The sequence below is a fragment of the Enorma shizhengliae genome, from assembly GCF_009676995.1.
GTDB classification, from domain to species: Bacteria; Actinomycetota; Coriobacteriia; order Coriobacteriales; family Coriobacteriaceae; genus Enorma; species Enorma massiliensis.
Genome location: NZ_VTFZ01000006.1, coordinates 115,025 through 138,937, shown reverse-complemented (window position 1 = coordinate 138,937; position 23,913 = coordinate 115,025). Strand labels below are relative to the sequence as shown.

At 63.8% G+C, this 23,913-nt stretch carries 17 protein-coding genes; 7 read left to right on the top strand and 10 right to left on the bottom strand.

Features of this window, described 5'->3' with window-relative positions; translation table 11 throughout:
- The first annotated feature begins 35 nt into the window (after positions 1-35).
- A complete protein-coding gene (locus GJE22_RS05920; protein ID WP_144688283.1) occupies positions 36-2,039 on the top strand; it encodes an elongator complex protein 3 in 2,004 nt (667 codons plus the stop codon).
- The gene (locus GJE22_RS05915; protein WP_144688284.1) at positions 2,032-3,213 is read left to right on the top strand and encodes a spermidine synthase; all 1,182 of its coding nucleotides are present in this window, start codon (positions 2,032-2,034) and stop codon (positions 3,211-3,213) included. The genes GJE22_RS05920 and GJE22_RS05915 overlap by 8 nt, the downstream gene beginning before the upstream one ends.
- A gap of 46 nt (positions 3,214-3,259) precedes the next feature.
- Here GJE22_RS05915 and GJE22_RS05910 read toward each other — a convergent pair whose 3' ends face one another.
- Together GJE22_RS05910 and GJE22_RS05905 are read right to left on the bottom strand one after the other, a co-directional pair.
- A complete protein-coding gene (locus tag GJE22_RS05910; RefSeq protein WP_144688285.1) occupies positions 3,260-3,790 on the bottom strand; it encodes a type II toxin-antitoxin system VapC family toxin in 531 nt (176 codons plus the stop codon).
- A complete protein-coding gene (locus GJE22_RS05905; RefSeq protein WP_144688286.1) occupies positions 3,787-4,137 on the bottom strand; it encodes a type II toxin-antitoxin system RelB/DinJ family antitoxin in 351 nt (116 codons plus the stop codon). The genes GJE22_RS05910 and GJE22_RS05905 overlap by 4 nt, the downstream gene beginning before the upstream one ends.
- Before the next feature lie 338 nt (positions 4,138-4,475).
- On the opposite strand from GJE22_RS05905, the gene GJE22_RS10340 reads away from it, so the two are divergent.
- Both GJE22_RS10340 and GJE22_RS05895 read left to right on the top strand, forming a co-directional pair.
- Positions 4,476-4,577 carry a hypothetical protein gene (locus GJE22_RS10340; RefSeq protein WP_456236443.1) on the top strand — a complete coding sequence of 34 codons (102 nt, stop codon included), beginning with the start codon at positions 4,476-4,478 and terminating at the stop codon, positions 4,575-4,577.
- A 319-nt stretch (positions 4,578-4,896) separates the two neighbouring features.
- Complete coding sequence (locus GJE22_RS05895; protein WP_154324114.1) at positions 4,897-5,475, top strand: SHOCT domain-containing protein; 579 nt, start codon at positions 4,897-4,899, stop codon at positions 5,473-5,475.
- A gap of 72 nt (positions 5,476-5,547) precedes the next feature.
- Here the strand turns inward: GJE22_RS05895 and GJE22_RS05890 are convergent, their stop codons facing one another.
- From GJE22_RS05890 to GJE22_RS05865, 6 genes are all read right to left on the bottom strand, one after another.
- The gene (locus tag GJE22_RS05890) at positions 5,548-7,977 is read right to left on the bottom strand and encodes a DEAD/DEAH box helicase (RefSeq protein ID WP_144688288.1); all 2,430 of its coding nucleotides are present in this window, start codon (positions 7,975-7,977) and stop codon (positions 5,548-5,550) included.
- A gap of 84 nt (positions 7,978-8,061) precedes the next feature.
- Positions 8,062-9,459, bottom strand: coding sequence for an ATP-binding protein (locus GJE22_RS05885; RefSeq protein WP_144688289.1), 1,398 nt, complete (start codon positions 9,457-9,459; stop codon positions 8,062-8,064).
- Positions 9,456-11,336, bottom strand: a complete 1,881-nt coding sequence (locus tag GJE22_RS05880; RefSeq protein WP_144688290.1) for a TerB N-terminal domain-containing protein — start codon at positions 11,334-11,336, stop codon at positions 9,456-9,458. The genes GJE22_RS05885 and GJE22_RS05880 overlap by 4 nt, the downstream gene beginning before the upstream one ends.
- A 539-nt stretch (positions 11,337-11,875) precedes the next feature.
- Positions 11,876-12,760, bottom strand: a complete 885-nt coding sequence (locus GJE22_RS05875) for a DUF554 domain-containing protein (RefSeq protein WP_235895821.1) — start codon at positions 12,758-12,760, stop codon at positions 11,876-11,878.
- 70 nt (positions 12,761-12,830) lie between these two features.
- A complete protein-coding gene (locus tag GJE22_RS05870) occupies positions 12,831-17,336 on the bottom strand; it encodes an MSCRAMM family protein (protein ID WP_144688291.1) in 4,506 nt (1,501 codons plus the stop codon).
- Positions 17,337-17,543: 207 nt separating this feature from the next.
- Entirely contained in the window at positions 17,544-17,888 is a 345-nt protein-coding gene (locus GJE22_RS05865) for a hypothetical protein (RefSeq protein ID WP_144688292.1), read from the bottom strand.
- A gap of 315 nt (positions 17,889-18,203) precedes the next feature.
- On the opposite strand from GJE22_RS05865, the gene GJE22_RS05860 reads away from it, so the two are divergent.
- From GJE22_RS05860 to GJE22_RS05850, 3 genes are read left to right on the top strand one after another with little or no spacing between them, the layout of a single operon-like run.
- Positions 18,204-20,066, top strand: coding sequence for an FAD-binding oxidoreductase (locus GJE22_RS05860; RefSeq protein WP_235895822.1), 1,863 nt, complete (start codon positions 18,204-18,206; stop codon positions 20,064-20,066).
- Positions 20,066-21,022, top strand: a complete 957-nt coding sequence (locus tag GJE22_RS05855; RefSeq protein ID WP_144688293.1) for an electron transfer flavoprotein subunit beta/FixA family protein — start codon at positions 20,066-20,068, stop codon at positions 21,020-21,022. The genes GJE22_RS05860 and GJE22_RS05855 overlap by 1 nt, the downstream gene beginning before the upstream one ends.
- Positions 21,019-22,239 carry an electron transfer flavoprotein subunit alpha gene (locus tag GJE22_RS05850; RefSeq protein ID WP_144688294.1) on the top strand — a complete coding sequence of 407 codons (1,221 nt, stop codon included), beginning with the start codon at positions 21,019-21,021 and terminating at the stop codon, positions 22,237-22,239. The genes GJE22_RS05855 and GJE22_RS05850 overlap by 4 nt, the downstream gene beginning before the upstream one ends.
- Positions 22,240-22,283: 44 nt before the next feature.
- Here the strand turns inward: GJE22_RS05850 and GJE22_RS05845 are convergent, their stop codons facing one another.
- Together GJE22_RS05845 and GJE22_RS05840 are read right to left on the bottom strand one after the other, a co-directional pair.
- Positions 22,284-22,613 (bottom strand): branched-chain amino acid transporter permease, encoded by a 330-nt coding sequence (locus GJE22_RS05845; RefSeq protein ID WP_154324113.1) that lies wholly within the window; start codon positions 22,611-22,613, stop codon positions 22,284-22,286.
- Entirely contained in the window at positions 22,610-23,467 is an 858-nt protein-coding gene (locus GJE22_RS05840) for an AzlC family ABC transporter permease (RefSeq protein ID WP_235895823.1), read from the bottom strand. The genes GJE22_RS05845 and GJE22_RS05840 overlap by 4 nt, the downstream gene beginning before the upstream one ends.
- Between the last annotated feature and the right edge of the window lie 446 nt (positions 23,468-23,913).

Sequence of the window (23,913 nt, the reverse complement as noted above, 5' to 3'; positions counted from 1 at the left end):
TGCATCTTATCATCCATAGGATAGAATGCTGTTTCATGGAAGAGATCATTTTGCAGATACTCGACGCCCTGCGTCGCGGCGAGACAGTGGATGACCGTGCGCTCGTCAAGCTCGTGCATGCGCAAGCACGGCGTGCGGGCGGCGACAAGCGCGCCTTCGCCAAGCGTCGGTTGCTGCCGTTTTACCAGCGGGTTAAGCGTGAAGAACCCGAGCGTTGGGCTCGCTGGGGCATCACACCCGAGCTCGAAGAGGGCCTCGTCAAGGTACTTCGCATGAAGCCGCGCCGCTCTGCCTCGGGTGTGGCGACCATCACCGTCATCACGAAGCCATGGCCGTGCTCGGGTTCATGCATCTTCTGCCCGAGCGATGTGCGCATGCCCAAGAGCTATCTGGCCGACGAGCCTGCTTGCGCCCGCGCCGAACAGGCCTGCTTTGATCCGTATCTACAGGTCTCGGCGCGGTTGACGGCTCTTTCGCAGATGGGGCATGCCACGGACAAGATCGAGCTCATCGTGCTTGGCGGCACGTGGAGCGACTATCCGGCTGAATACCAGATATGGTTCATGCGCGAGCTGTTCCGTGCGCTTAACGACGACGCGACGGTGGGCCAATCGGGCTCCTCCGCGTGCGTCGGTTTTAGCGATGAATCTGGCGCTGCTTTTGCACCGTCCGGCTCCAGCGCTTCCCCTGCCTCGTTCGGGCGCGCCGCTGCTTCTGTGTCGCCCAGCGCCAGCGCTGCCCCTGCCTCGTTCGACCCCGGCGCTGCCCCTGCCTCGTTCGACCCCGGCGCCGCCCCCGCACCGCTCGGCCCCGTTGCCACCGAAGCTGTTCAGTGCGAGGTTACGGACGGTCATCTCTCTTACAACCAGGCCATTGCCCAGCTCTACGGCACAAGCACTGCCTGGCGGGAGGCCGCCCGCGTGCAGTGCGCGACTATGGATGAGCTCGAACGTGAGCAGCGCCGCAACGAGACCGCGCGCCACCGTGTGGTGGGCCTCGTCATCGAGACCAGGCCGGACGCCATCACGCCCGAGGCGCTCGTGAACATCCGCCGCATGGGCGCCACGAAAATCCAGATGGGCGTGCAGAGCGTGGACCAGCGCGTGCTCGACGCAAATGGCCGCGGCATCCGGGTTGCGCAGATCGAGCGCGCCTTCTCGCTGCTGCGGCTCTTCGGCTTCAAGATCCACGCTCACTTCATGGTGAATCTCCTCGGCTCCACGCCGGAAGCCGATCGTCTCGACTACCGACGCTTTGTCGCCGAGTTGGCGTTCCAGCCGGACGAGGTCAAGCTCTACCCCTGCGCGCTTATTGAAAGCTCGCGGCTGCGCGGCCGCTATGAAGCCGGGGAGTGGAGGCCGTACACCGAGGACGAGCTCGTGGGCGTGCTCATCGACGACGTGCTTGCAACGCCTGCATATTGCCGCGTCTCGCGCATGATTCGCGATTTCTCGTCCGGCGACATCATGGCGGGCAACAAGAAGCCCAACCTGCGGCAGATGGTGGAAAGCCGTCTGCGCGCGCGGTGCGAGCAGACCGGGGAGAGCGTGCAGGAGATCCGGTTTCGCGAGATCGCGACATCGGAGGTGGACGTGCGGGCGCTCCGGCTCGAGGTGGTGCCGTACGAGACGCCTGCCACCAGCGAGCGATTCTTGCAGTGGGTGACGCCGGAGGGACGCATCGCGGGATTCCTGCGGCTTTCGTTGCCGAGGGCTGCGGCGGTGGAGGTGCTTGCGAGCGAGCTGCGCGCGGCGGGATTCGAGCCGCCGGTGCAGCCAGGCGAGGCCATGATCCGCGAGGTGCACGTCTATGGCATGGCGGCGCGCGTAGGCGAAGAGGGCGGAGCGGCGCAGCACCACGGGCTTGGGCGCAAGCTCGTTGAGCGGGCGTGTGGGCTCGCGCGCGAAGCGGGCTACGAGCGCATCAACGTGATCAGCGCGGTGGGCACGCGGGAGTACTACCGGCACCTAGGTTTCTACGACCACGGCCTCTACCAGCAATGCAAAATCAGGACAGAGGGAATGTTGCATCATGGGTAATGGTGGCATTTCGCCGTATTCGGGCGGCTCCGGTGGCGCAGGCGGTCCGAGCGGCTCCGGTGGCCGCGGTCCACTCGAGTCGATGTATACGATTATCGCCGTTGCGATCGTGCTTGTCTTCGCGCTCATCGTCGAGCTGTGGAAATACCCTTGGCAGGTCTGGGCTTTTTTCGCGGGCATCGGCATCCTCGGCTACCTATGCATGCGGTTTTGGCCGCATATGGTGAAGACCGCCCAAGGCCGTGCGTTCATCTACACGGTGCTGGTGGAAGGCAGGCTCGTGCGCGTTCTGCGGCTGGTCGGGGTGTACCAGTCGGCTACGAACCTGGGGCTCCATTGGGCGGAGCCGGTGTTCGCGTATCACCGCGCGTTCGATGCGGTCTTTGAGGCGGATCGCGAGCTGGCGGCACGGACCGGCCACGGCGTGCGGCGGGTGCTCGCGCTCGGTGGAGGAGGGTTTGCCTGGCCCAAGCATGCACTGCTTGCCCGCCCTGATCTGATCATGGGCGTGGTCGAGATCGACCCCAAGGTGATTGAGTGCGCCGAAGGATGGTTCTATGTTGAGCGCCTCAAGAAGATTGTGGGAAAGCGCCTGCATATTATCGAGGGCGATGGGCGGGCGTATCTTGAGGAGCGGGCGGAGCGCATCGCGCAAACCGAGCGCGTGCTGCCGGGGGAGATTCCGGGCGAGCTGCCTTCTGCCGAGGAGTCTTCGGTCGAGGGGCCCTCGGCCGTGTCATCCGTCGGCTCAAACGGCGCGCCGTCTGCGAACGAGAGCTCGAAAAAGCCAAGGCCCCGCCCCCGTGCCCACCGCTTCGACGCTATCGTGAACGATACCTTCACCGGAAAGGAACCGGTCCGCGCGCTCGCTACGGTGGAGGCCGCACGCGCCGTGCAGAGCTGCCTGACTCCTGGCGGCGTCTACGCCATGAACGTGGTCTCGCGCGATGACGGCCGGGACCTCACCTTCCTCCGCGATGAGGTCGCCACCCTCAAGCAGGTGTTCACGTACGTGTACGTGCTCCCCGTGGACGAGCCGGTTTGGGCGGGTGAGGACAACTACATCGTGCTCGCCACCGACGGCATGGCGTTCTTTGACGGCACGATTCCCTACGACGACGACTTCTTGGGTACCCCGCTTTGCGACGCCGATGAGGCAGCGGTGTCGGGCTAGGGTGCCCCATTTTTCAGCATAGGCTGCTTTGCTGCACGGCGGGTTGTTATGCCTCGTCTCGCTCGGCAAGCTCCGCGAGCAACTCGAGCCCCTCCTCCGTGGTGATGCAAAGGTCTTCTGCGTGTTTGAGCAGTGCTGCATCGTGGGTAACCAAAGCGTCGGCATCAATCGATTCTGCCGTGGCAAGCATGAGGTCGTCCTCAAGGTCATCGTGAAGATGTCGGAGCGTGAAGGCCCCGAGAACCTCGGCGTTTCCAACGGGGGCAACGAGCGCTTTTCCAAGTACGTCGCGAACACACGCCCATGAAACCTCGCGCGCCGCAGCCGCGACTTCAGGCGTTATCGGCTCTTCGGCATCGCGAACATCTTTCTTCATCAAGTTGGCTAGCTGATAGGCAAGGTCTTTCAGCGAGAGTGAAGCGGCATATAAAACAATGTCTTCACGGCCGATTGCGCCAGCGATGAACGCATTCACAGAGGTATGGCGTGTGCTTCGGGATAGAAAGTAGTCGAGCCAGACGTTCGTGTCCACGAGCAGTTTGATAGGGCGGTCTTTAGAGAAGACGGACGAGCTCATGAGAGCCCCCAGGAGGCGAGTTGCTCGTCCGCCGCCATCTCTCGAAGCTCGGCGTAGTCCACGGGGGTGCTTGACGGCTCGTCTATGCCTAGGTGTCGATAAAACGAAGAGACGATTTCAGCACCGCTCGTCGATTCCATCTCGGTGGGATCTTCCTGGCGAGACGGCATGTCGCCGTTCGAATTGAGTGCCCGTACAAGCGCCGGAGGTAGAGCGCCTTGTACCGTAATAACCTCCCACAGGGCTCGAACAGCCTGCGAGGGCGTGTAGCCGAGACGTGCAAGCGCCGCGTTGCCCGATTCTTTGAGAGCAGCATCCATTCTGATGTTCATCTGCGTCGCAGCCATGTCTCCTCCATGTGCTATACAGTATCTGAAAATTAGTATAGCTAAATATGGGGAGCGAGGCAGTAAGTTAATGCGGCATGTTCAGTTTTCCTCGAGCTGCTGTTTTCGTTTCTCAAGCTCTGCCTTTTCACCTATTAGGACGTCGACCCGTCGTTTTTCTCGAACATAATAAATGGGGATGCCAATAAGCAGCCCTATTCCAACTATTACGGCAATCTCCGGGCTGCCCACGAATTTGATATCGGGAAGAGGCTTATCCCAATAGTGGAGCCGTCATTGGCGGCTGTGCCGAGGCGCTGGAGTACACCAGGTTTTCCCGTGAGCACCGGCGGAGGATCATGGCCAGCAGCGCAATCGAGCGGCTCAACCGCGAGATACGCGGGCGGACCCGCGTGGTTGGCACCTTTCCTGACGGGGGAACTCCGCCCTCACGCCCGTGACCGCAAGGGTGAAGTACGTCGCGGGGAACGAATGGGGCTTCCGCCGCTGCCTGGACGTGGCACTGTTGGACGAGTAGCCGCAAGGGGCTGACCCATGGGGCTGCCGGAAAGTGCGCAAGAATCTCGACGGTACCTCTGAAAACCCGTGGGATGGATTTACCTATAATTAGGCAAAAGTTTTGCTCTTGCACCTAGGGGCAGCACGGATATTCAATTTCGTGCCGACGGCATACCGCTGGATAAGACGTTGCGAGTTGTTCTCGCGCAGCGGGAGGGCGCTCCGCATGAGGTGCTTCGGGTTCTAGCATTTGAGGAGAAGTTGCTGGTTGCCGGAAATCCTTCCGTCTTTCCTGAGGCCCTTGACGAACTTACCCGTGGCCAGCGCACCTGCGTGCGGTGGGAGGTTGCCTGCAATCCTTCCACCCCCGCAGCAGCGCTCGAGAAGCTGGCGAGGAATAAGTACTACTGCATTCGTCGTGCTGTTGCTCAGAATCCCTCCTGTCCGTCGAGCCTGCTCTCGTACTTGGCACTCGATTCATTCGGGGTCGTTCGCTCTGCTGTGGCCGCAAGAAAGGACTGCCCGCCACATGTCCTCGCTCGTTTGGTGCATGACCCGGTCACTTGGGTGAAGCGGACGGCTGAGGATAACCCCTCTTGCCCGCTGGAGGCTATTGCCGAGGTGCCGTACGCGAGAAAACTGATTCCTTTCGAATCTTCCGCTCCAACTTCGGAACTCTATCGTCCTCCGAGCTCGCCGCTTGTGCTAGACGCTGGGGGATCGCTCGTCGGCTATCTTGAGCGCCTTTCCGAGCTCCACGGTAGGGGCGTGCTCAATGAGGAGGAGTTCGCCGCGGCGAAGCGCAAGCTGCTCGCCGACGTCGAAAAACCTCTGGGGTAATTTGGCAGGGGGGGATGGGTTGAAGCGAGCCCGTCCCCCCGTCGGCCAGGATGCCCAAGGCTTCGGAGTAAGTTACCTCACCCACTCCCGCACGCGCTCGCGCATGCCCTCGATGTCCAGCACGCCCTCGGCGAAGCCCTTGCGCACGAGCTCCTTGGGCAGCAGCTCGTCGTACTTGTCGAAGTACGGCACCTCGCTCGGGTAGACGAGGTCGATGGGATCAAAATCCTTCTCCGCCTCATCGGCCACAACCTGGAAGAACGTCTCCTCGTCTGCCTTCATCCTGAACTGCATGTAGTATGGCCGCGCCGGGTCGAGCCCCTTGAGGCCGAGTTCCGCGGCGCACTTGATCTTGAGCAGCCGCTCCAGCGCCAGAAACGCATAGCTTCCCAGCCACGGGAAGAGCGCCCACGTGTCGCCCCCGAGGTTGATGAGCGGTTGCGTTGCCGCGCCGGAGAGCTCCGCCGTTCGCCGCGCCTGCATCAGGCGTGCCCGCGCGTTGCCGAGCAGATACGGGTACACCTCGTGCTCGCGCAGCACGCGCCGCATGCGCTCCAAGATATGCGTGTTGATGTCGCCCGCGCAATCGCCAAAATATGCCGGCACGCGCCCCTTCACCTTGGTGCAGTACACAAGCCGCCGCTTCCAATCGACCTCCTCCACGAGCCAGCACGCGCCAGCGATGGCGATGCGCTCGCCGGGCGGCGGTGGATTCACGATCGTGCCGAGCTCCGCGCTCTCGCACCGCACCGTGAACTCCTCGTTTTCCTGGAACACCGCATAGAACTTGAACGAGTTGGTGAGCCGCTCGCCCGCGAGGCCCACGATGAGGCCGCCGCCCTCGGTGGCCTGGATCTGGTCGGTCTCCAGCAGGTGCCTAAGCAGCACGCGGAAATCGTCTGCGCTCACGCGGTGGAAGTAGGAGAGGGTGAGCACGCGCTGGGCGAGTTCTGCCGGCGAGAGCTCGCCCGTGCTTGCGAGCGTGGCCATGGTCTGGTGATAGAGCAGGCTGTAGGGCAGGCGGTCGAGCGCGGGCGGCTCCACCCAGCGCTCCTCGTGGTAGAGCTGAACGAGCGCGATGCCCTGCAGCAGCTTCCAGGGAATGGTTTCAGGCATGGTCGTGCGCGGTTCGGGCTGCTCCTCGCGCATGACGAAGTGCATCTCGGGCGGCAAATCGCGCCGGCCCGTGCGGCCCATGCGCTGCAGGAAGCTCGAGACGGTAAACGGCGCGTCAATCTGAAACGCGCGCTCGAGGCGGCCGATGTCGATGCCGAGCTCCAGCGTCGCGGTGGTCACAGTCGTGTCGAGCCGTTCGTCGTCGCGCATGATGTCCTCGGCGCTCTCGCGGATGCTCGCCGAGAGGTTGCCGTGGTGGATGAGGAACCGGTCAGGTTCGTGGTTGGCTTCGCAGTAGCTGCGGAGCATCGTGCACACGGCCTCGGCTTCCTCGCGCGAGTTGGCGAAGACGAGGCACTTGCGCCCGCGTGTGCGCTCGAAGATGTAACCGATGCCGGGATCGGCGTTTTCCGGCGCGCGGTCGGTGGGTGCGAGGAGCTCAGTTTCTGTGTGCGCACCTTCGGTATCCATGCGAGTCGCTCCCGCTGCCGCCCGTTTATCTTCGGGCGTACTTTGCGCATCTTCGTCTTCAGAAGCGTTCGAATGTGCGTACGAAGCGCTCGAGCGTGCCAAGGCGAGGTCCGACGAAGACGGCTCAACGGAAAGCACCTCGGTCTCAATGGTGCCATCGGCGCGAACGATGCCCGCGCCTGCGCCCTCCGCCGCGCGTTCCGCGGCTTGCGGGCCCGTGATGTAGAAGTGCTCCATCGAGAGCCGCCACACCCGGCGCGGCTCCTCGAAGCGTGGGATGATGCAGCCGCGCCCCGTGCCGCTGGCGAGAAAGGCTCCGGTGCGCTCCGGGTCGCCGATGGTGGCGGAAAGGCCGATGCGCCGGGGATTCACGCCCGCCATGCGAGAGAGCCTCTCGATAAGGCAGAGCGTTTGCCCGCCGCGGTCGCCGCGCAGGAGCGAGTGAACCTCGTCGATGACCACAAATCGCAGGTCATGGAATAGGCGCGGCACGGCCATGTGCTTATGCATGAGAAGCGCCTCGAGCGATTCCGGCGTAATCTGCAAGATGCCGCTCGGATGTTCGAGCAGCTTGCGCTTATGCGAGGCGGCCACATCGCCATGCCAGTGCCAGACGGGAATCTCGGCCTCATCGCACAGGTCGTTCAGGCGGAGGAATTGGTCGTTGATGAGCGCCTTCAGTGGGCCCACGTAGATCGCGCCGATGCTCGTGGGCGGATCTTCCCAGAAGAGCGAGAGGATGGGGAAGAACGCCGCCTCGGTCTTGCCCGATGCAGTTGAGGCCGTGAGCAGCACGTTCTCGTCGGTGTTGAAGATGGCGTCGCCTGCGGCCACCTGGATGGAGCGAAGGTTCTCCCATTGGTGGTCGTAGATGAAATCCTGTACGAACGGTGCGTATCGGTCGAAGATGCTCATAGCCCTCCTTTCGGGCTCGATTGCTGGCGGACGCCCTGCCTCATCCCTTGCGGCTGGGCTTCCCCTTTCGCAACTCATCACAGGCTATATCTTGAACTCTGCGAATTCTGATGCATCACGCTGGCCCGCTGCGGCGGTAACCGAAAGCGAGCTTTGCTGCGCGCCGCCACCTTCGTCTCTGCCTCCGTTTCCGCCAACGCCGTTTAGGATGCTTGCCACAGGCGTGCTGGGGTTTTGGTAGGCGATATCGAGCAGTTCGATGAAGTCACGGATGACCTCGCGGGGTGTAAGGTGCGTGTCCGCCCCCACGCGCCCGAACTCGATTTGCAGGAATTGCACCAGGTCGCTCTCGTTCAGGCGCGCTTCATACCCAAAGTAACCGGCGTGGATCTGTTGCAGCTTTTCGATGAGAACGAGCAGATCTTCATAGGTGAGCGGGTGCAGGTGGATGATGGGCGCCAGCATATCGCGCATGCCCTCCGCGGCGAAGCGGCCTTGCGTGAGCCGGGAACGCAGCGCCTCGTAGCTAAAGACGCCGCGCCTGCGGTCCTCGATGCTCTGTGGCGTCCCTCCCATAATGATGCCCAGGTGATGCGCTTTGCCCTGCAGGGTGTCGTTATACATCGTGAGGATCTTCTCGTAGTTATATTGGCGGGTGACCGAGTTGGGAATCTTGTAGAGGTTCACCAGCTCGTCGATGAGCACGAGCATGCCCTGGTAGCCAGCGCCTTTTAGGAACTGCGCGAAGAGCTTGACGTAGTCGTACCAATCGTCGTCGCCGATGATGATCGAAACTCCAAGCTCTTGCCGTGCTTCCGTTTTGGTGCGGTACTCGCCGCGGAACCACCGGGCAACGTTGCCTTTGAGCTCATCGTTGCCGTCGACAACGGCGCGGTAGTAGAGGGTGAGGAGCCGGGCGAAATCGAAGCCGTGGACCATCTCCTCGAGTGATGCGACCTGCTCGCGGATGCGCGCCTCGACGGCGGCGTTCAGGCGCGCCTCGCCCTCGCTAGCGTCTGCGCCGCCAAGCTCGGCGGACACCGCCATCTGCAAGTTCGAGATCCATCGGTCGAGAATGAGCATGAGCGCGCCGCCCTCGGGCCGGGTCTTGGTGGAGAGGTTGCGCATGAGCTCACGATAGGTGGCGAGGCCTTGGCCTTGGCCGCCCTGGAGCCGTCGCTCGGGCGAAAGGTCGGCATCGGCCACGACGAAGCCTTCGCCCATGGCGTGCGTGCGGATGGTTTGCAAGAGGAAGCTCTTGCCGCTACCGTAGCGGCCCACAAGGAACCGGAAGGAGGCGCCGCCATCGGCGATGAGCGAGAGGTCGGTAAGGAGCGCGCGAATCTCGGCCTCTCGCCCGACTGTGATGTACGGCAGGCCGATGCGCGGCACCACGCCGCCCTTGAGCGAGTTGATGATCACCGCGGCGACGCGCTTGGGCACGCGCGGCGCGGCTTCGGCTGCTTTCACGTTGTCTGTCATGCGAGTACTCCTCTGACGTCGTCCTCGTAGTCCTCAATAACCTGCGGCCCCGTGGAACCGAATTCAATGGCTGTGTCTCCGAGCAGGTCAAACAGCGCCTCATTGATGGCATCGACCAGCATGTCCTCGCTTATTCCCGCATGGTGAACCGCTTCCGTCTTGGCATCTTCGTCTTCGGTGAGAAGTGCCTGCAGGTATGCGGCCTGAGCAGGGGAGAGCGGGCTGTCGCTGGGGCCCTCATTCTGCGGCGGGACATTTCCGGCGGGGGCGGTAGCGGCGGCGAGGACGGCCGAGGGCGCCGGGGCGCCAACGAGTTCAGGCTGCTTAGCCTCGGGGTTTCTTGCGGCAGGCTGTTTCGCCTCGTCGCCAAGCTCGGTCTCGGAGCCCGGCCAGCTCAGGGGCTGAGCATTTTCCTCGGCATGTATCGCGCCGTCTTGAGTCGGCGTCTTTTCAACCGTTTCAACGGCGGTGTTCTGATCGCGCTCCTCGTCCGTTAACAGCGCCTCGCGTGTGACAGCAGCGGCGGATCGGATGCCAGCGAGCTGAGAGAGGTCGATTTCTACCTTGCGCGGCGCATGCGCTTGCTTCCAGGTGAGCCATGCCTCGATCTCGCGGTCGATTGCCTGCTCTAGGTACTTGGGCATTTCCTTGACCTTGAGCGGGTGCGGGTGCTCGAGCGCCTCGCGCACCTTGCGATCGACGCCGCGCATGATGCTGCCCAGCTTGGGGCTCTTGTCACGCGCTCCAAAGACGCGCGTGCACGTCCATAGCCCGTTGCGGCACCGGTAGCGATGGATGCGGTCGAGCTCGATATCTGCGGGTCCGTGCCGCTCGCTTTCAAAGAACACAGCGGAGGCGAACATGGTGTAGGGCATGTCTACCAACTCGCCGAAGAGCGATTCGATGAGCCCGCTCTTCCGGTGCTTGCGATAATACTCGAGCATGCGGACAAAAACGGAACAGGCGATATGCCGCAGGTCGTCGGGGTGGTCGCTGTAGAGGCGCGACAGCCGAATTCGGTAGGAGGAAAGCGCGTCGATAGCTGCGAGCAGCCGATCTTCGCGCTCGGCGTTCGGCGGGAGTGGCAAAGCGGATTGCTTTCCCTTGCGTGCGCGCGTTCGCGCCTGAAGGGCCCTGCGTCCGGGGGCACCGCCGGGTGTAGGCGCAACCCCGGGGTCCACGGTGGGGCTCTCCGGTTCATCTAGGAGCAGGAGCGAGGCATCCGGATCGTATGGCGCACTTGCGTCGACAAGGTCGATGAGCGCGTGGTCAAAGGAGAGGGACCGGCTGTCGTGTAAAAGAGATGGTTCGAGCCCGTGGTAGACCACATAGTCGCGCAACCACACGCGAACGTACCGATCGATTTCGGGGGCAAAGCCCCGGTACGCCTCCCAAAACGTCTTTAGCTGTGTGAAGCCATCGAGCGGGTTGGCCACACCGATGCCATTGATGAGCTCGTATAAGTAGGTGTAGGCAAAAGACAGCGAGGTTTCTTGGATGCTGCCTCTCCGGACTGCCGTGCGCCAGGTGAAGTAGCCACGCAGCTGCCGATCGCTCATATCGGCGTAGGTGGGAAAGTATGCCTTGAACGTGCTGTGATACGGGCAGTCGTCTTCAAAGTCTGCCATGAACGTGCCCTGGCGCCAGAAGAGTTCGGCTTCGGTAATCCAGCGACCATGAGGCTCTCCCTCCTGCCAGCGAGATATGGCGCGCATTTCGCGGTACCGATCTGGCAAGTAGGTTGCCATCTGGCGCCCGGTGGTAAGAATGGGCTCGGCACGGTAGACCGCATCGGAGAAGTGCGAGCTCGTGCGCATCCGCTCGCTTGAGGTGATTCGTTCGATGAGCGCGCGAACATCTTCCGTCTTGTCTCCCATGCTTCACCTCGTTCCGCTTGCCTCACACTGGGGAATGCCTAGTCGTAACCCTACATTTTACTATAGAAACAAACATCTGTTCGAGAAAGAACGCGCCCCCTATTACCAGCACAAAGCGAAGGATGTCATTTCTGGTGCCTGCAGGTTGTTTCGCCTGCTGCCCACCGCTCGTCCCTTCCTGCTATCTGCTGTTTGCAGTGCGGGCCGAGTGCTGCCCGGGGTTTGCGCGCGGCGTTTTCCCTATTGCGATTCCTCAGCTGGCTAATTTTCGTCAATATGCGTTCTGGGGGTGCGAGAACGGATGCCTTGCTTTTACTGAGCTGACCATGGAAACGAGAAAAACGCAGGTAAGCGCTGAGTGATGGACCTGCGAGAACGACTCGCGTGGCAGAAGGGCGACAAAACCGTCTCACAGAGCCCGCAAAAAGACGAAAAATAGCCATTTTTAGCCGTTGGGGGCTGCGGGCGATTTCTTGGACCGGCCTAGACGGCCAGCCCGGCTCGCTCCCCGTGCTCCTGGTATGAAACGCGATGCAGAACTACACGAATGCCAGCACGACCGCGAACACCACGGCTGGAAGCATGTTGGCCGTCTTGAACGTTTTCTCCCAGATGAGGTTCACGCCCACGCAGAAGATGAGAATCGAGCCCACGAGCGAGAGGTTTGCGAGGGCCTCGGCAGTCATGAGGGGCTGGATGAGCCGAGCGAGCAAGGTGATGGATCCCTGGAACACGCCCACGGGCAGAGCGGAAAAGATGCATCCGCGACCCATCGATGCGGTCATGACGCAAACGATGAGCGCGTCGAGTGCGCCTTTGAGCGCGAGGGTGGACCAATCACCGGTAAGGCCGTCTTGAATGGATCCAACGATGGCCATCGCCCCGATGCATACGGTGAGCGAGGCGGTTACGAAGGCGTTCACGAACGCGGGGTCTCCGGCGTTGCCCGTGCGCTCTTTGAGCCAAATTCCGAGGCGCTCGAATTTACCGTCGAGGTCGACGAGCTCTCCAACGAGCGCGCCCGCTGCAAACGAGGCAACGATCAGCATGGAGCCGCCGCTCACGAGTGCGCCGTCCTTGCCAAGCGAAAGCATACCGGCGAGCGCGCCCGAGAGCCCCACGAAGAGCACGCTCAGCCCTGTGGCCTTCATGAGGGTTTCCTGTACGTGCGGGGTGAAAAGCCTGCCGCCAACGGTGCCCACCAAACCTCCGGCAAGAATCAAAGCCACGTTGATGATTGTGCCCAGTCCGATCACGCCGTCCCCGCCTTCCTGCATGGTGCAGTCCGTTCCGCAGAGCAGCAAGGCGAATGAAGCCGATACATGGAGTGTCCCTGTGGAGCGGATAGTATGGTTGCGGAAGATAATGTAGCTGCCCTTGGGCTCACGCGCAAGCTCGGGCCATGCGGCTTCGTCATGCGTCACCCCGTCCCGGCGCGCGGCCGAGACGGGGTGTTCTACAGGCGATGGTCCGCGGGACGTGGCGGGGCCTGGTTTAGCGTCGACCGGGTGCGTTGCGGTGGCGCAAGATCCACCAGCCGGTTCCCGCTGCGAGCGCAATGGCTGCAAAGACCCCGGCGGCGGAGACGGCTCCCGTTCGGGCGAGCGGCGTGGGGCCGGGGGAGTCGGCGGGCGGGGTGTCATCCTGGGAGGGGGCCTCGACGGGCGCCTGCTCGACATGGTCGGAATCGTGGTCCTCGAGGCCCTCGTCTTCGGTGGTGTTGCCGCCGTTCCGGTAGAGGTCGACGCGTGCGCTGTTCACGAGCTCCGTGTCTTCGCGGTACCTATCGGTCACCTTCATGTGGAGCACGAGCGGGGCTCGTTCCGCACCTTCAAGTTCATCTCCCTCGTGGGCTGGCGCGACGTTATCGACGTCGTCGCGCTCGTGCTTGAGGTCGTCGCGTTCCCATTCGTCGGTGCGCGAGGAGAAGTCCTCCTCAACGCGGCCGTACTCGAGGCGCACGGAAATCACCCTCTCGCCCTCCTCGAGGTCGAGGTCGGCCACGCTGAGCTCGGTTGCTTCGGTAGCGCTTACGTTCTGAGCCCACAGGCGCCAACCGGTGTAATCGATGGCTCGACTGTCGTCGCCAAGGGCTTCCTCGGTCGTCTCATGATCAAGCCAGGGGTTGGCGTGTCCGTCGGAGCGTGTGGCGTTGGCGCCGCTCGGGTCGACGTAATCAGCTGGCGTGGTGCTCGTGCGGTACCAGACGTTGAGCAGGCCGTCGTAGTCTTCGCCCGCGACAGGCGTCACGATGCCCGTGAGCTCGGCGAGGCCGTCCGATGCGGCGGAGATCTCGTCCGTCACGGTGAACTCGTCGACCCACGTGCTGCTCTCGTTCCGGAAGTCGACGGAATAGTCGTACGAGCCGTCGTCGGATTCGGAGACCTCGGCACGCGCGGCGTTCGTGTCGGCATCGGTGTGGGGATGGGTGGGGTCGGCGACCTCCTGGCGCTTATCGATGGAGCCCTCGACGGCGATGGGTTCGTCGTACATGACCACGCGCTGTACCTTGCCGGTGGACTCCACGGTGAAGTCGACCGCGGTCGCCTCATCGTAGTCATGCGGAGTCATGAGCTCCACGAGCTTGTAGTCACCGGGCTCGAGCGCGTCGATGCGATGGTCGGTGCCATCGGAGGTCCAGCTTTCCACAACACCCCCGTCGGGGCAGATTACGGCCAGCTTGGCTCCCGCTACCTCGTCTTCGTTGGTGATATCGCGTTTGGAGAGGTCGATCTTGGTGTAGTCGTCCTCGACCTCGAACGGGAAGCTCTCGAGCCCCTCGGTGAGACCGTCGTCGGCCACGGCGAAGTAACGCACACCTTCGTCCACGAGGAAACCGTCCGGGGCGTCCGTCTCCTCGAGGCGGTAGCTGCCGGGCGAAAGGTGGCGGATGGCGGCGGTTCCGTCATCGTCCGTCACGACCTCGATGTGCTCCTCGCCTGGTTTGAGCAGATGGCTCGCAATGGTAAGCTTGCCGTCCGCATAGGAGCCGAAGAAGGTCTTTCCGGCGGTAAGCTCGACCCTGCCGGCGCCTTCGCCGTCGATCTCGAGTTCGTATGCGCCGGCGGGGACGTCGGTGGCGATGAGTGCTCCGGCTCCCTCGTCGAGCCTGAGCTCGTAGCTTTCCCTCTCGATCCGGCCGCGCGAGATATCGAGCCCGCCGAAGATGAGGAAGGGTTCGGACCAGGAGACCTTGACGGTCTCGCCGGCCTCCACCTCGAGTTCGGCTTCCTCGCCCATGTCAATCGCTTCGCCATCGGCGTCCGCGAGGGCGATCTCGTAGGCGCCGGGGTCCACGGCGATGGAGCCCTCGACGTCGGCGGAGTAGCTGTCGCGGGAGACGGTCAGCCTGTATCCTTCGGGCACATCTGCCTCGATCGCGGCGTTGTCCACGGCCTCGGTGAGCGTCGCTGTGCCCTCGCCCTCTGTGCGCACGGCGGCCGTCGCCATGCCGTCATCGGGCTCGACATCGATCTCCTGGCCGGCCTCCCATGCCTGGAACGTGGCGCCGGCGAGCGGGTGGTCGGTCCTCATGATGTCCTTGTCGATCGTGACCTCGGTGTAGGTGTCGGCCACCTCGACCTCGACCTCCACGAGCGCCGTATCGTCGTCGGCGTAGGAGAGCGTGAACTCGTGCGGCGTGGCGTCGAGCACGTGGCCCTTAGGGGCCTTGGTCTCGATAAACGCGTAGGTGGCGGAGGCGTCGCCCAGGTAGAGCTCATCGGTGGTCGCGGTGCCGTCCTCGCCGGTGGTCACGTGGTCGACGACCTCGCCGGCCTTGGCGCGCACGGTGCCGTCGGGGCTCATGACGTCCTCCATGGCGACGACGTCGAACTCCGCGCCCGTGAGCTCGCCCGCGCAGCCCTCGTCATGCACGTGGCCCTCATCGGAGCCGTCCGGGGCGCTGCAGCGCTTGGTCACGGTGGCGCGGCCCTTCGCCTGCGCGTCCGAATAGACGACGGCCGCGGTAGGGACCGCATCCTCATGGGCGCCGGACACGGTGAGCGCGACGTCCTCGCCGCCCGTGAGGTACGGAGGCGCCGCCGCGACCTCGCGCACGGAGTACTCGCCCGGCTCGAGGGTCTCCGGCAGCGTCACGCAGCCGCTCTCGTCGGTGGTGAACTCGGTGAGCTCGACGGGGTTGGGGTAGCTGTCCGTCATGGAGACGGGGTCGCCCTTCGCATCGAGGATCTGGAAGGTGAAGCCGGCGAGCGGCGCGGCCTGCCCGGTCTCGGCGTCCTGCTTCACGATCTGGATGCGGGTGCTGATCGCCTGGTCGTTCAGGATGTAGCGCAGCTTCGCGCCGTCCGCCATCTGCTCGGCGGAGATGGTCCAGTCGCCCACCTTGTCGAAGCCGTCGGGCACCGTATCGTCGACCTCGCGAACGGTGTAGCCGGCCGCATCGTAGGGCAGGGCGCCGGAGACGCCCTCGGGATGCTCGCCCTTGCCGAACCACAGCCCGTCCGTCTCGGCGAAGCCGTCCTCGCCGGTGGTGATCGAGCCCACCGCCTTGCCGGTGGTGTTGGAGACGATCTCGAATCGGACGCCGGCAGCCGGCTCCTCATGCCCGTCGCCCTCGTCCCAGGATTCATCAACGCCCTTGAACTTGGCGACCTCGATGTCGAACGCGATCACGTTCTCCTTGAAGTCGTCCTCGGGTTCGAGCTCAACGATGCCAGATGCGGTCATCTGCTCTGAGCTCACGGTATACGTGTGAACGGTCGAATCGAGCTTGTACCCGGTTGGCGCTTTGGTTTCCACGACCGTGCAGGTGCCGAACGGGATGTCTTGGAAGACGACCAGCCCGTCCTCGTTCGTCACCGCGGTCTGGACGCGGCCGTTCGCATCGGTCAGCCGGTACTCGGCTCCTTCGAGCGTAGCCCCGGGCTGCGCCGCGTCGAGCGTTGCGGAATCCTTCTTCTGGATAGTGAGCCGGACTGCACCCGGGCTATCCGTAAGCTCCTCGCTAGAATCGCTGCTTCCGGTGGTGAAGTAGTGGCGCTCGGTGCTGAGTTTGAACCCCTGCGGCGCTTTGGTCTCAACGGCGTAGTAGCGCTTGTCCTGCTGCAGCTGATAGCTCGCATGACCGCTCCCATCTGTCGTGATGCTGGCTAGTTTCTGGTCGGTCGAGGCATCGTAGATGTCGTAGGTTGCACCAGCATACGCGTACTCGTCGTTGCCGGCGGTGAATTCGGCATCGGCGGAGACCTTGGTGAAGGTGATGCGCACGTCCGGCTTGACGGGGATGATGACGAAGATGTTCTGCGCGGACCCGTCTGTCAGGTTCCGCCGCAGCCAGAGCGCGTCGTCCCACCAGCCGGATTGGCCGGCATGCGCGCGAGCGTCCGACACGAGGCGCTGGATCTTTGCGAGCTCCGCGGCGTTGGCGACGCGGCCGGTCGTGCTCCCGTCGTTGGTGGAGCGGTAGATGTTCGTGTAGGTGCCGCCGTTGTACATGAGGGACTCACCCTCCACGGAGGCGCCCATGAGGAGGTGTTTGGTCACCTCCCATGCGGCGACGAGCTGGTCGCTTCGTCCGGAGAAGCCGTATGTCGCCTGGCCGAGTGCTGAGGTGGGCGCGTAGGCGGCGGCGTAGGCCATCGCGTGCGGATCGAAGCTCGAGGAGCCCGTGACCCACGGGGCGGATGCGACGGGGCCTGAGTCGTGGGTGTCGTCGTAGGTGAACTGGCTCACCGGCACGGCGGGACCGTAGACATCGCCGGTGTCGGGGGTGCCGTGGAACGGCTCTCCACAGACGACCCATGTGCCGTCGGATAGATACCAGTTCGAGATGGGGGAGCGGTTGCTCGCTCCGATATCGCGGCGGGTGACGGTCACGTTCTGGTTGAACGAGGCCGGGATGTCCGCGAGTGCTTGCGCCGTCGACGGTGCGAGTGCCGCGACAACGGACAGCGCGACGAGGGCCACGGCGATTAAAACGGCGGCAACCCCGTTCCAGCCGCCTCCCGCAGAGGTCGCAATTCGTCTTATCAGCTGCATTGCGATGCGCGGGCCTCCTCGCTTTAAGCCTCCTCGGCGCTTGCTGCTGTGCATGGATTCCTCCTATCGGTCTGTCGTTTCTCCCTAGCGGCTTCTTTCTGGAATCGTTGCGCTTGGGGCCGCTCCGCTCGGGATTCTTTTCGCCTCGGGCTGTTTCGCCTTGGGCCGTTTCTCCCTAGGCCGTTTCGCTTTGGCGCTTTTGCGCGCCTATACCGCCACGCGGGCGGTCGCCGACCCTTGGGTGAGGTCGAGCCCTGTATTGATGAGGTCCAGCAGCTGCTTGCGCTCGCGTTTGGATGCTATGCGCGGCATGGAGGTCGACGTTCCCGCTGGCTGGTCGTGTGTATCGGATGCGGCGTGCGCGCCAGGCTTGTTCGCCGCCATGCGCGCGATTCGCTTGACGGTGCGATCGCGTGCCGCCGGACTCCGCAGGTCGGCGCGGGTGATGGGCACGATGGTGAAATCCGGAAAGGCGCTGAGGTCTGCGGGTAGGCTCGTTGGGTCGTCCACGATTTCAACGGCGATTTTCGCTGAGGGTAGATACACTGCCATGGCTCCTCCAATCACGCCGCCCGGCCGGTCCGGGCTCGCTGGCATGAACGCTAGGAGGTGGAACTGAACGATGTCCCAATGAATCTAAACAAAGTCTGAACCGCGCAGCTCAGAGGGGATGAAAATCGAAGTATGGAGGTTTTGCGCACGGCGGCCGCGCGCGTGTCGCGCCTCATGTTACTAATGAGCGACGCGGGCGAGGTCCGGCCATGCGGCAGCGCCGGTCCCGATACAATTTCTAGCACGTGTCTCTATGCGTTCGCAGCGGCCGCTGCGAACGTGTTTGCCAGCCAGCATCGAGAAAGGGGGCGGGCCGTGGCTGCAACCTCGTTTGGTCCGACACCCACCATTCCGGCCATCGTCAAGTTCTCGAGCGAATACGACGAGTATCGCGGCGATGAGTCGCGGAGTAGGGGGACGGCCGAGTCCCTATCGTTCCCACGGACCGAGGACGAGGTCCGCTCCATCGTACGCTCGCTCAGCGCGGCGCGTACGCCCATCACGGTGCAGGGCGCGCGCACGGGCCTTGCAGCGGGCGCCGTACCCCAAGGCGGGCATGTGCTCAACCTCTCGCATATGAACCGCCCGCTCGGCTTGCGCGAGGAGGACGGGCTCTTCTACCTGCGCGTTCAACCTGGTCTTGTTCTTTCCGAACTTCGGAAGTACCTTGCAGCAAAGGCGTTTCCTACCGAGGGCTGGGACGAGGCGTCGCTTACCGCCGCGCGGCGTCTTGCCGAGGCTCCGGAGCAGATGTTCCCCACCGATCCCACTGAGACCTCTGCTTGCCTGGGCGGTATGGCCGCATGCAACGCCTCGGGTGCACGGAGCTTTCGTTACGGCGCCATGCGCGGCCACGTGACGGCGCTGCGGCTCGTGCTCGCAAATGGCGACGTGATTGCGTTGCGCCGGGACGAGGTACGCGCTTGCGGCCGGCATCTCAAGCTCAAGACCGAGGGCGGCTCTACCATCGAAGCGGACCTCCCCACCTATCAGATGCCGCACGCCAAAAACGCCTCCGGCTACTATGTTGAGGACGACATGGACGCCCTTGACCTTATCATCGGCTCGGACGGCACCCTTGGCATCATCACTGAGCTCGAGCTCGCCCTCATGCCGGCGCCTGCGGTGGTTTGGGCGGCGAGTTGCTTCTTTGCGACCGAGGACCAGGCGGTCGAGGCAACCATAGCTGCCCGCGCAGACCTCAAGCATGCGGCGGCGCTCGAGTACTTCGACCCAGCCGCCCTTGACGTGCTGCGCTGCGCCCGTGCCCAGGGCTCGGCCTTCGCGGCGCTCCCGTTGCTTCCCGAGCGCTTCGGCTGCTGCCTTTATGTGGAGCTCCAAGCACCTGCGGAAGATGAGGCCATGGCGGACCTCGAGCGTCTCGGCGCCATCGTGCGCGCGGCGGGCGGCAGCGAGAGGGACTCTTGGGTGGCCCGCACCTCCGTTGACCGCGAGACGCTCCGGTTCTTCCGCCATGCCGTTCCCGAGAGCGTGAACATGCTCATCGACGAGCGCCGCCGAGAAGAGCCTTCTATCACCAAGCTCGGCAGCGACATGTCCGTTCCCGACGACCGTCTGCGCGATGTCATCGTCCTCTACCGCTCGACGCTTGCCGAGGAGGGGCTCGAGTCGGCCGCATGGGGGCATATCGGCAACAACCACCTGCATGTAAATGTTCTGCCGCGCAATGCCGAGGAATATGCAAGGGGCAAGGCGCTCTTTGCGCGCTGGGCCCAAGATGTCACGGCTATGGGCGGCGCGGTCTCGGCCGAGCACGGCGTGGGCAAGCTCAAGCGCGATTTCCTCACGACCATGTACGGCTCAGAGCATGTGCGCGAGATGGCGCGTCTCAAGCTTGCATTCGACCCGGCGTGCCAGCTGGGGCGTGGCAACCTGTTCGATGCGGCGCTGCTCGACGAGGTCCGCAGGGAGGGTGCGGCGGTGCCCGAGGGCGCCAGTGCCGCAGATGCCGGGCTTGATGTTGAAGATGCCGGGCTTGATGCTTCGGGCGCCGGGCCGGATGCCGCAGACGCCGGACCGGATGCCGCAGACGCCGGCCCCGATGCTTCGAGCGCCGACCTCGATGCTGCCGCCAGCCCCGATGCCGCACCTGTTCCGCCGACGGCTGCACCGGCAGATGCGTTATCCAAAGCGATGAACACCGGGGAGGTGTCCTGATGCATATCGTGGTCTGTGTGAAGGCGGTTCCGAGCTCGACCGAGGTCAAGATGGATCCCGTCACTCATACCATCGTGCGCGACGGCCGCGAGTCGGTGGTGAACCCCTTCGATGCCGCCGCGCTCGAGGTGGCGCTGGCTATCAAGGATGAGCGTGCTGCTGCGGGTGAGGGCTGTAGGGTGAGCGTGCTCTCCATGGGCATTCCAGCTACGGAGGCACTTTTGCGCGACGGTATCGCTCGCGGCGCAAGCGATGCGCTCCTTCTTTCTGATCGCGCGTTTGCCGGTGCAGATACGCTTGCCACGAGTTATGCCCTGTCATGCGGTATACGCGAGCTTGGCTCGGCGGGCATGGGCGACGCCGCCGCGTCCGGCGCTTCGGAGCAACGAGCGGCCGCACCAGGATCCGCCGCACCCGGCACCCCGGAGGGCAGAGCGGCCGCACCAGGATCCGCCGCACCCGGTGCTCCGGAGCACGGAGAATCCGCCCCCGGTTCCTCTCTTCCAGATCTCATCCTCTGCGGCAAGATGGCGGTCGATGGCGACACGGCGCAGATCGGGCCGGAACTCGCAGGGCTTTTCGATATGCCCTGCGTCACGGATGTGCGCGAGCTGGTCGCGATTGAGCGGGGCCGCGTTACCGTGCGCCATGCGACCGATGCGGGCATCGAGCTCGTCGAGGTTCCGCTGCCGGCGGTGCTTACCGTGGCCAAAGACATCGCGCAGCCTCGCATGCCGAGCATCGCGGGCGTACGCGCGGCCGCGGGTGTGCCCGTGGCGGTGCTCAGTGCAGCGTGCGTGCAGGCCGACCCCGCGCGATCGGGCCTTGCCGGTTCTCCGACGCAGGTCGTGCGGTCGTTTGTGCCCGAGCGCTCTGACACGTGCGAGGTCTTGGAGGGAAGCGTGCCCCAGCAGGCGGCGCGCATCATCGCGTTAGCTGAGGAGGCGGGGCTATGAGCGGGCTTATGGTGGATGCCGCGCGCTGCGTGGGTTGCAAGCGCTGCGAGCGCGCGTGCGCGTTCGGCGGGATCGTGGTCGAGGGCCGCCTGGCACGCCCGACCGACGCCTGTACGCTCTGCGGCGGGTGCGTGGAGGCGTGTCCGGTAGATGCGATTGCGATTGAGCGCGACGAGGCTGGCGAGGGGCCTGGGCGCGACCTCTCCGTCTATCGTGACATCTGGGTGATTGCCCAGGTTGATGCGGAGGGCGCGCTGCTGCCGGTGGTCTTCGAACTGGTCGGCAAGGCGCTCGAGCTCGCCGAAGCGCGCGGCTGCCAGGTGGTGGCGGTGCTTGGCGAGGCGGGACGAGCTCCTCGCCAGGCGGAGCGTCTTGCCGCGACCGGTGTTGCCGAGGTGATCCACGCCGTGGATGAGCGCCTCGCGCATGCAGACGCCGAGGTGTTCGCGCAATGGATATGCGCGCTTGCCGAAGAGCGCCGCCCCGAAACGATGCTGTTTGGAGCGACGGCGTTCGGCCGCGAGCTTGCCCCGCGCGTGGCGGTGCGCCTGCAGACGGGCCTTACCGCCGATTGCACCGCGCTCGACATCGACCCCAAGACCGGCGCTCTGTTGCAAACGCGCCCTGCGTTCGGTGGCAACCTCATGGCTACGATCGAGTGCCCCGCGCATCGTCCTCAGATGGCGACGGTGCGGCCGGGCGTATTTGCGGCGCCTGAGTGCGTGACGGCTGGGGCGGGTGCAGGCGCTGATCTTGCGGCGGGCATCATCACCCAAGCTCCTTTGGCTCACGAGGTTGCGCCGCGCGTTGCCGTGCTTGGCATCGAGCCTGTTACCGGCGGGTCGATCGCGCAGGCAGAGCGGCTCGTGGTCGTGGGCAGGGGCATCGGGTCCAAGAAGAATCTCCCGCTCATGGAGCGCCTGGCAGAGCTGCTCCATGCTGAGCTCGGTTGCACGCGTCCGCTCGTGGAGGCCGGCTGGCTCGACTATGCCCACCAGGTAGGTCAAACGGGTGCGGCCGTCGCGCCGAAGCTCTTGGTGAGCATTGGCGTCTCGGGTGCTATTCAACATCTGGCGGGAATCGGCGGCGCCGAGACGGTTATTGCCATCAACGAAGATGCTGCAGCGCCCATCTTCGGCGTGGCAGACTATGCGGTCGTGGGCGATGCCGTCAAGGTCGTGACCGAGCTCATCGCCCAGCTCGAAGCACGCAAGTGAGATGCGGAGCTGGGCGGCCACGACGGTCGCGTTGCTTGGCTTGGTTACACGAACACGAGGTTCACGAGCGCCATATAGAGCGCGGTGCTTGCAAAGATGGCGACGAGCATGTTCTTCCGCCAAAGGTAGAGCCCGCCGGCAGCGAGAATACCGAGCGCTTCGGGTATGCCATGTGTGCTGGTGAGCACGTTCACGCTGCGTAGGCAGTAAACCACGAGCAGGCCGAAAATCGCTCCAGGAAGCGCATTGCCCAGGTAGCGGATGTAGCGCGGCGCTGGACGGTCTGCGGGGAATGCGAAGAACGGCAGGGCGCGGGTGAGCACCGTTGCAGCCGCGGCAGCGAGGATCGTAAGGATGATCTGCGTGGTCGTCATCGCGCATCGCCCCCATGGTGCGCACCTGCGGCATCCGGCGTAGAGGCCACGGGCCCGTTCTCGCAGGTATCCGATGCAGAAGCCACGAACCCGCTCTCGCACGCATCGTAGACCGGTTCGAGGCGGCTCCGCAGAACCGTTATCGCGGCAAGGATGAGCGCGAGCGCGGGGATCATGAATCCGTCAGGCCCAAAGAGCGCGAGTGCGACGAGCGAGGCCAGAATGCCCACCACGGCGCTCGCATGGCTTGGATCTTTGGTCCATTGGTCGAGGAAGATCACCACGAACAGTGCCGTCATGGCGAAGTCGACGCCCGCCACGTTAAGTGCTGCCACGCGGCCCAGCACGCCGCCGAGCGTGCAGCCAACCACCCAGTACAGCTGGTTGAGCAGGCTCACGAAAAACATGAACCATCCTTCGTCCACGCCGGCCGGCGGGCGCGTCGAATAGTTGATGGAGAACGTTTCATCGCATTGCGCGAAGATGAGGTACGGGCGTTTACGCCCGAGGCCACGGAACCGCTCGAGCATCGAGAGCCCGTAGAACAGGTGCCGCGCGTTAACGATGAAGACGGTGACGAACACCTGAAGCGGCGCGAACGGCCCCACGAGCATCGAGGCTACGACGAACTCGGCAGAGCCCGCGAAGATAAGGCAGGCCATGAGCGTGGGCGTCCACCACGGTAGCCCGAGCGAGACGCTATAGACGCCGCAGGTGATACCGAGGAAGACGAAGCCGGCGAGGATGGGAAGCGTCGGTGGGATGGCGGCGCGAAGCGCAGACGAGATGGCATGAGGCTTATCGGCGTGCGTCGCGCCGCTTGATGGTGCTGGGTGCAGTGGTTGATGGGGCACGGGGCGTTGCTCGCGTTTCTATTCAGTGCATGGTCAATGTCCCGTATCGTACACCATTTATTACAGGGAGATACTGAATGAAGGGCCGCAGGGCAATCTGCTGTGACGAGCTATGCGCGGGCCAAGATTGCCGGGAGAGCGCGTTGCGTATGGCTCTATCCATTGAATCGTTCAGCGATTCGAGCAGTGCCATGGCTTTAACCCTATTGATATCGTCCATCATGCATCTCCCTTACTAACTGCGGGGAATTCGCAGGAATTGCCCCCTTCGTTTATCGGGGATAGCGGAAGCGAGGATGGCGTTCGCTGTATCGTCAAAATCGGTGTTCGCATTGACGCAGAAGGCTATGCTCCGTAAGTTGTTCGCAGCATCGCGTGCTGCAGACACAATAATCCGGGGTCTTGGTCAAAAACACCGTTTCGGTGGTACTTTCAAACATAAGAGG